7 protein-coding genes and 1 riboswitch are annotated in these 7974 nt (G+C 51.9%); of the genes, 5 read left to right on the plus strand and 2 right to left on the minus strand.

Annotation, left to right across the window (positions count from 1 at the left end; translation table 11 throughout):
- Positions 1-186: 186 nt before the first annotated feature.
- Entirely contained in the window at positions 187-1104 is a 918-nt protein-coding gene (oxyR, locus tag OGY67_RS14565; protein ID WP_008787060.1) for a DNA-binding transcriptional regulator OxyR, read from the plus strand.
- Here the strand turns inward: oxyR and sthA are convergent.
- Positions 1087-2487, minus strand: coding sequence for a Si-specific NAD(P)(+) transhydrogenase (gene sthA, locus OGY67_RS14570; RefSeq protein ID WP_003028860.1), 1401 nt, complete (start codon positions 2485-2487; stop codon positions 1087-1089). The two genes, oxyR and sthA, sit on opposite strands and share 18 nt — an antisense overlap.
- 191 nt (positions 2488-2678) lie before the next feature.
- Here sthA and fabR point away from each other — a divergent pair, with 191 nt between their 5' ends.
- Together fabR and OGY67_RS14580 are read left to right on the plus strand one after the other, a co-directional pair.
- The gene (gene fabR / locus OGY67_RS14575; protein WP_003028862.1) at positions 2679-3314 is read left to right on the plus strand and encodes an HTH-type transcriptional repressor FabR; all 636 of its coding nucleotides are present in this window, start codon (positions 2679-2681) and stop codon (positions 3312-3314) included.
- A gap of 15 nt (positions 3315-3329) precedes the next feature.
- Positions 3330-3689 (plus strand): YijD family membrane protein, encoded by a 360-nt coding sequence (locus OGY67_RS14580; RefSeq protein WP_003028863.1) that lies wholly within the window; start codon positions 3330-3332, stop codon positions 3687-3689.
- Between the two features lie 72 nt (positions 3690-3761).
- Here the strand turns inward: OGY67_RS14580 and trmA are convergent, their stop codons facing one another.
- A complete protein-coding gene (gene trmA / locus OGY67_RS14585) occupies positions 3762-4862 on the minus strand; it encodes a tRNA (uridine(54)-C5)-methyltransferase TrmA (RefSeq protein ID WP_286574081.1) in 1101 nt (366 codons plus the stop codon).
- A 115-nt stretch (positions 4863-4977) separates the two neighbouring features.
- A riboswitch (cobalamin riboswitch) is annotated at positions 4978-5164 on the plus strand.
- A gap of 65 nt (positions 5165-5229) precedes the next feature.
- On the opposite strand from trmA, the gene btuB reads away from it, so the two are divergent.
- Entirely contained in the window at positions 5230-7086 is a 1857-nt protein-coding gene (gene btuB, locus OGY67_RS14590; protein WP_032945649.1) for a TonB-dependent vitamin B12 receptor BtuB, read from the plus strand.
- Complete coding sequence (murI, locus tag OGY67_RS14595; protein ID WP_003847829.1) at positions 7031-7882, plus strand: glutamate racemase; 852 nt, start codon at positions 7031-7033, stop codon at positions 7880-7882. The genes btuB and murI overlap by 56 nt, the downstream gene beginning before the upstream one ends.
- Positions 7883-7974 lie beyond the last annotated feature (92 nt).

Genomic DNA, 7974 nt, shown 5'->3' on the forward strand with positions numbered 1-7974 from the left:
AAAGTTCACGTTGGCTTTAGTTATTTCGAGTATGAGAGAAACTCTCAAACGGACAGTAGCTTCAAGGGTTAAAGGGGTACCGTTCCGTTTCTGTGGTGCATTATTAAACAGAAAGCTTGATAGGGATAATCGTTCGTTGCTATGCTACCTATCGCTACGAACTATCGTGGCGATGGAGGATGAATAATGAATATTCGTGATCTTGAATACCTGGTGGCACTAGCCGAACATCGTCACTTCCGACGAGCGGCAGACTCCTGTCACGTTAGCCAACCAACGCTGAGCGGGCAGATCCGCAAGCTGGAAGATGAGCTTGGCGTCATGTTGCTGGAGCGTACGAGTCGCAAGGTGCTGTTCACCCAGGCCGGTTTGCTGCTGGTGGATCAGGCGCGCACCGTGCTGCGCGAGGTCAAAGTGCTCAAGGAGATGGCAAGCCAACAAGGCGAGACAATGTCTGGCCCGCTGCATATTGGTTTGATCCCAACGGTGGGGCCATACCTGCTGCCGCATATTATTCCGATGTTGCACCAGACCTTCCCAAAACTGGAGATGTATCTCCATGAAGCGCAGACACATCAGCTGTTGGCGCAACTGGATAGCGGCAAGCTCGACTGCGTCATTCTGGCGCTGGTCAAAGAGAGTGAGGCATTCATCGAAGTTCCATTATTTGATGAGCCTATGATGCTGGCGATCTATGAAGATCATCCGTGGGCAAACCGTGACTGTGTACCGATGTCCGATCTGGCGGGTGAAAAACTGCTGATGCTGGAAGATGGCCACTGCCTGCGCGATCAGGCGATGGGTTTCTGCTTTGAAGCGGGTGCTGATGAAGATACCCATTTTCGGGCAACCAGTCTGGAAACGCTGCGCAATATGGTGGCGGCAGGTAGCGGTATTACGTTACTGCCTGCGCTGGCCGTTCCGCCGGAGCGTAAGCGTGATGGTGTCGTTTATCTGCCATGCATTAAACCCGAACCGCGTCGTACGATTGGTCTGGTGTACCGTCCTGGTTCGCCGCTGCGCAGCCGTTATGAACAGCTGGCAGAGGCCATCCGTGGATCAATGGATGGCCATTTCGACAGTGCGTTAAAACAGGCGGTTTAAGCCATTTAGCGCCGCTACCCGATAGGCTTCTGCCATGGTTGGGTAGTTAAAGGTGGTGTTAACGAAGTACTCGATAGTGTTACCACCACCTTTTTGCTCCATTATCGCTTGCCCGATGTGAATAATTTCGGCCGCGCGCTCCCCAAAGCAGTGGATCCCCAAAATCTCCTTGGTTTCGCGATGGAACAGGATCTTCAGCGTTCCGACACTCATACCCACGATTTGTGCACGTGCCAGATGTTTAAACTGGGCGCGGCCAACTTCGTAGGGAACTTTCATTGCCGTGAGCTGCTGTTCTGTTTTACCAACGGAGCTGATTTCCGGAATGGTGTAAATCCCGGTTGGGATATCTTCGATCAGATGCGCGGTGGCCTCGCCTTTTACCAGTGCCTGGGCGGCAATGCGTCCCTGGTCGTAGGCCGCCGATGCCAGGCTCGGATAACCAATCACATCCCCTACGGCGTACACATGCGGCAGCGCCGTCTGGTACATACTATTCACTTTGAGCTGCCCGCGGCTGTCGGTTTTCAGACCAATGTTTTCCAGCGCCAGCGAATCGGTATTACCGGTACGGCCATTGGCGTACAGCAGGCAGTCGGCCTTCAGTTTCTTACCGGACTTCAGGTGCATGATGACGCCGTCATCGCAACCTTCAATCTTCTCATACTCTTCGTTGTGGCGAATGACCACACCGCTGTTCCAGAAGTGGTAAGAGAGCGAGTCGGACATCTCCTGATCGAGGAATGCCAGCAGACGATCGCGGGTGTTGATTAAATCAACTTTGACGTCCATTCCACGGAAGATCGACGCATATTCACAGCCAATCACCCCCGCGCCGTAAATCAGAACGTGGCGAGGTTCGTGGTGCAGGCTCAGGATGGAGTCGCTGTCATAAACCCGGGGATGCGAAAAGTCGACGTCAACAGGGCGATAAGGGCGTGAACCGCAGGCGATCACGAACTTATCCGCGGTCAGCGTTTCCACCGTGCCGTCGTGGCATTCCAGGGCGATCGTGTGTTCATCAACAAAACGAGCATTTCCCTGCAAAATTTCGCAGTGGTTGCGCTCGTAAAATCCTTGCCGCATACGCGTTTGCTGATTAATAACGTTATCAGCGTGGTTGAGAATATCGGCGAAAGAAGAACGAAGGAGTCGGGAGTGGTCGCTGTACAGTGGGTTCTGATTGAATTCAATAATGCGGCTGACGGCGTGGCGGAGAGCTTTCGACGGGATGGTGCCCCAGTGGGTACAACCTCCGCCGACGTTATGATAGCGCTCAATTACCGCGACGCGCGCTCCTTGCTTAACCAGACCCATTGCCGCGCCTTCGCCGCCGGGACCGGAACCTATTACTATTGCATCGTAATCGTAAGAATGTGACATGGTCAGGCTTACCTGTTCTTATACATAAAAGCAACAGAATAGTAACATCGTTGTTGAGATAACCCAATTATCGTTGTGCTTTTTTGCGAAGTCGAAGCACAAACTGCGCGTAAACAATCATTCACAAAGCCATGCCAACCGCCTAATCTCTGGTATAGTGCCAGCAAGGTATGTGGAAGGATTCAGACATCGTGATGGGCGTTAGAGCGCAACAAAAAGAGAAAACCCGGCGTTCGCTGGTAGAAGCCGCATTTAGTCAACTCAGCGCTGAGCGTAGTTTTGCCAGCCTCAGTTTACGCGAAGTTGCTCGTGAAGCGGGCATTGCGCCAACCTCGTTTTATCGCCATTTCCGCGATGTGGATGAACTCGGCCTGACGATGGTGGACGAGAGCGGTCTGATGCTGCGTCAGTTGATGCGCCAGGCGCGCCAGCGTATCGCGAAGGGCGGGAGTGTGATCCGCACCTCGGTCTCAACATTTATGGAGTTCATCGGCAACAATCCCAACGCCTTCCGTTTATTATTGCGCGAGCGTTCGGGGACATCCGCAGCGTTTCGTGCAGCGGTCGCTCGTGAAATTCAGCACTTCATCGCGGAACTTGCGGACTATCTGGAACTCGAAAACCATATGCCTCGTGCGTTTACTGAAGCACAAGCCGAAGCCATGGTAACCATTGTGTTCAGCGCCGGGGCAGAAGCACTGGATGTTGGCGCTGAGCAGCGCCGACAGCTGGAAGAGCGGCTGGTATTGCAACTACGCATGATCGCGAAAGGCGCATTTTATTGGTACCGCCGTGAACAAGAGAAGATGACGCACCACTCCGAGTAACGAGAAGGACAAGCAATGAAACAGTCAGGTCAAGATAAAGGTACGCTGCTGCTGGCGCTGGTTGCTGGCTTATCGATCAATGGTACATTTGCGGCGCTGTTTAGCTCCATTGTGCCATTCTCAGTATTCCCGATCATTTCGCTGGTGCTGACGGTGTATTGTCTGCATCAACGCTATCAGAACCGCACCATGCCTGTGGGATTGCCGGGCCTGGCTGCCGCCTGCTTTATCCTCGGCGTTCTGTTGTACAGCACCGTAGTACGCGCTGAATATCCGGATATTGGTTCTAATTTCTTCCCAGCGGTACTGTCGGTGATTCTGGTGTTCTGGATCGGCTTTAAAGTGCGTAACCGTAAGCAGGAAATAGTGGAGTAACAGTTGTAACTGTAGGCCGGATAAGGCAAAGCCGCCATCCGGCAATCTGAAGCGGCCGGCCTACGTTCTGTCTTACTTCTTGGTTAACAGTACGCCGCACTCCATATGGTGCGTATACGGGAACTGATCGAATAGCGCCAGACGCGAAACATTGTGCGTCTGGCTTAACGTTTCCAGGTTTTTACACAGCGTCTCCGGATTGCAGGAGATGTACAGAATGCGCGGATACGCCTGCACCATTTTCTCCGTTTCGCTGTCCAGACCGCTGCGCGGTGGGTCAACGAAGATAGTTTCACACTGGTAACTCTTCAGATCGATTCCCTGCAAACGGTTGAACTCGCGAATGCCGTTCATCGCCTGAGTAAACTCTTCGGCCGCCATGCGGATTATTTGTACGTTTTCAATCTGGTTAGCCGCAATGTTGTACTGTGCAGCAGCAACGGACGGCTTGGCGATTTCCGTCGCCAGTACGCGGTTGAAGTTTTGTGCCAGGGCTAACGAGAAATTGCCATTGCCGCAATACAGCTCCAGCAGGTCGCCTTTTGAGCCCCTGGTGACATCAATCGCCCACTCCAACATCTGAATATTCATGGCGGCGTTCGGCTGGGTGAAGCTGTTCTCAACCTGGCGATAGATAATCTCTTTACCCGCAACCGGCAAGCGTTCGTCAATGTAGTCCTGATCCAGCTCGATTTTGGTTTTGGTTGCCCGGCCAATCAGATGCACATTCAGGTTTTTCGCCCGTAGCGCATCCCGCAGCGTTTCAGCTTCCTGACGCCATTCATCATCCAGCTTTTTATGGTACAGCATCGATACCACCGCCTGACCGCTCAGAGTTGTGAGGTAATCAATCTGAAACAGTTTGTGACGCAGGACGTGGTTGCTGCGAACGCCTTCGATCATTGCCGTCATTAGCGTGTTGATAAGCTCACTGGCTGCCGGGAAGCTGTCGACACGGATACGGTTTTTGGTCTGGCTGTCGAACATGATGTGGTACAGATCATCACCGTCATGCCACAAACGGAATTCCGCGCGCATACGGTAGTGGCTGACCGGTGAGCTAAACACTTCCGGAGCCTGTGCATAAAATGGCGTCATTAAGCTCTGCAGACGCACCACTTTTTCAGCTAACTGTGCGTCGTACTGTTCTGTCGGAAGGTGTTCGGGGGTCATGATGCGTCCTGAAAAATAAAAGTACGCGGGGATTGTAGGGATTGCTCATCAGATGTCCAGTCATTGATTATTTCCGATATTGTGATACGCAGTCTGGACAGTGGGTTGTAACAAACTGTAGCATCCGTTTTCCGGTCCTGTGAGTTAAAAGGGAATCCAGTGTGAATCTGGAGCTGACGCGCAGCGGTAAGGAAGGTAGGGGATGAGCGCACCTGGTGCAGACACTGCGGCATGCCGTGGGAAGTCATCGTCTCTTTAAGTTGCCTCCAAGCCCGAAGACCTGCCGGCTAACGTCGCATCTGGCTTTCATCATCGCGTACTATCGGTGGGACCTGCGGCATCCTTCTTATATTGTGGATGCTTTACAATGATTAAAAAATCGTTGCTGTGCACGGCACTTTCCGTCACGGCATTTTCTGGTTGGGCACAGGATACTAGCCCAGATACTCTCGTCGTTACTGCCAACCGTTTTCAGCAGCCTGTTAATACTGTACTTGCCCCCACTGATGTGGTGACGCGTGAAGATATTCAGCGCTGGCAGTCAAAAGATCTCAATGATGTCATGCGCCGATTGCCGGGCGTAGATATTTCGCAAAGCGGCGGTATGGGGAAAAGCTCCTCGCTGTATGTTCGCGGTACTGAGTCCCGGCATGTGCTGGTATTGATTGATGGAGTGCCGATGGCGCGTGCGGGCATCGGTAATGCGATTGATATTGGTCAGATTCCGGTATCGTTGGTGCAACGTGTTGAATATATTCGCGGGCCGCGTTCAGCTGTGTACGGATCTGGTGCGATCGGTGGTGTGATGAACATCATTACGATGAGTAATGAAGAGAAATCACAGATCAACGCAGGTATGGGGACTGATGGTTATCAGACCTACGACGGCACGATAAATAAACGATTTGGTGACACGATGGTGACGGCGGCTGGCGCTTACCAGACGACCAAAGGTTTTAACATTCAACCTGACTCCCCTTACAGCGGCGACAGCGATCGCGATGGTTATCGCAACAAACTGTTCTGGGGCGGCTTGCAGCACAAGTTTAACGATAACTTCTCCGGTTTCTTCCGTGGTTACGGCTACACGGCGAATAGCGATTACGATCAGGGCTCTTATGGCTATGCTGGCGGTAATGACGAAGCTCAGAATTACACTCAGTCCTGGGATTCCGGCCTTCGTTACAGCTCAGGTATCTATTCCGCCCAACTGATTGCTAACTACCAGCATCTCAAAGATTACAACTATAGCAATCAACTCGGTCGTTATGCGGGGGATGCTACGCTGGATAATATGGAACAGCGCTATATTCAGTGGGGAAATAACGTTGAGGTTGGGCATGGAGCGATTAGCGGTGGTGTCGACTGGAAACAAGAAAAGCTGACTTCCAGTAGTACCACGAAATCGGACGCTTATAAACGTGATACGACCGGACTTTATCTAACTGGGCAACAACAAATTGATAGCGTCACGCTGGAAGCCTCAGGCCGTGAAGATCATGATGAACAATTCGGCTGGCATGGCACCTGGCAGACTGCTGCAGGCTGGGAGTTTGTTGATGGCTACCGTGCAACGCTCTCTTATGGCACAGGTTTCCTGGCTCCTTCACTTGGTCAGCAATACGGGGCTACGCGTTTTGCCTCTTCCTATGGGCCGGGTATTGCAGCCAACCCGAATTTGAAACCGGAAGAATCTAAACAGTGGGAAGCAGGGATTGATGGATTGACAGGGCCGCTTGATTGGCGTCTTTCTGCATATCATTATGAAATTCAAAACCTGATCGATTACAAGAATAACCAGTACGTCAACGTTAAGTCAGCCACGATTAAAGGGCTGGAATGGACTGGGAATGTTACGACTGGCCCGGTAGATCATCACCTGACGCTACAGTATGTTGACCCGCGGGATGATGATACGAATAAGGTACTCTATCGCCGAGCAAAACAGCAGGTTAAGTATGAGTTAACTGGGCAGGTTCAGGACTTGGGGTGGAACGTTGCTTATCAATATATAGGTGAACGTTACGATAATGATTACGACAATAATCGTGATGTTAAATTGGGCGGGGTCAGCTTGTGGGATATCGGAGTGTCATATCCAATCACCTCACAGCTGACAGTTCGTGGTAAAATCGCCAACCTGTTCGATAAAGATTACGAGACAGTTTATGGCTACGCAACTGCAGGACGGGAATACACCTTGTCTGGCAGCTACACCTTCTGATCCCCGTCCCACCGTGCTGGTGTTTGATTCCGGCGTCGGTGGGTTGTCGGTCTATGACGAGATCCGGCGCCTTCTGCCGGATCTCCACTATATCTACGCTTTCGACAACGTCGCCTTTCCTTATGGAGAGAAGAGCGAGGAGTTTATCGTCGAGCGTGTTGTTGAGATAGTGACTGCGGTCCAGCAGCGCTATCCCCTCTCTCTTGCGGTCATCGCGTGTAATACAGCAAGCACGGTGTCGCTCCCTGCGTTACGTGAGAAATTTGCTTTCCCGGTTGTGGGCGTGGTGCCTGCGATTAAACCGGCAGCGCGACTCACGGCGAACGGTGTTGTGGGGCTACTGGCTACACGTGCAACGGTGAAGCGCTCGTATACCCATGAGCTGATTGCGCGATTCGCTAACGAATGCCAAATTGCAATGTTGGGTTCTGCTGAGCTGGTGGAACTTGCGGAAGCGAAGCTGCACGGTGAAACAGTTTCTCTGGAAGAGCTGCGGCGTATTCTGCGTCCGTGGCTGCGGATGTCTGAACCACCTGACACAGTAGTGCTCGGTTGCACTCATTTCCCTCTATTACAGGAAGAACTTTTACAGGTCCTTCCCGAGGGGACGAGACTGGTGGATTCTGGTGCCGCGATAGCGCGCCGCACGGCCTGGTTGTTAGAGCATGAAGCACCAGATGCGAAATCAACCGATGAGAACGTTGCATTTTGTATGGCAATGACGACAGAAGCTGAACAATTATTGCCTGTGCTACAGCGCTATGGCTTTAAAACGCTCGAAAAACTGTCAGTTTAAGTGGTTTTGATGAAAAAATACGCACTCGGAAGATTATTTTAAATTTCCCCTTGTCAGCCTGAAATAACTCCCTATAATGCGCCTCCACTGAC

It is taken from the genome of Citrobacter sp. Cpo015, assembly GCF_030333035.1.
Classification (GTDB): domain Bacteria; phylum Pseudomonadota; class Gammaproteobacteria; order Enterobacterales; family Enterobacteriaceae; genus Citrobacter; species Citrobacter portucalensis.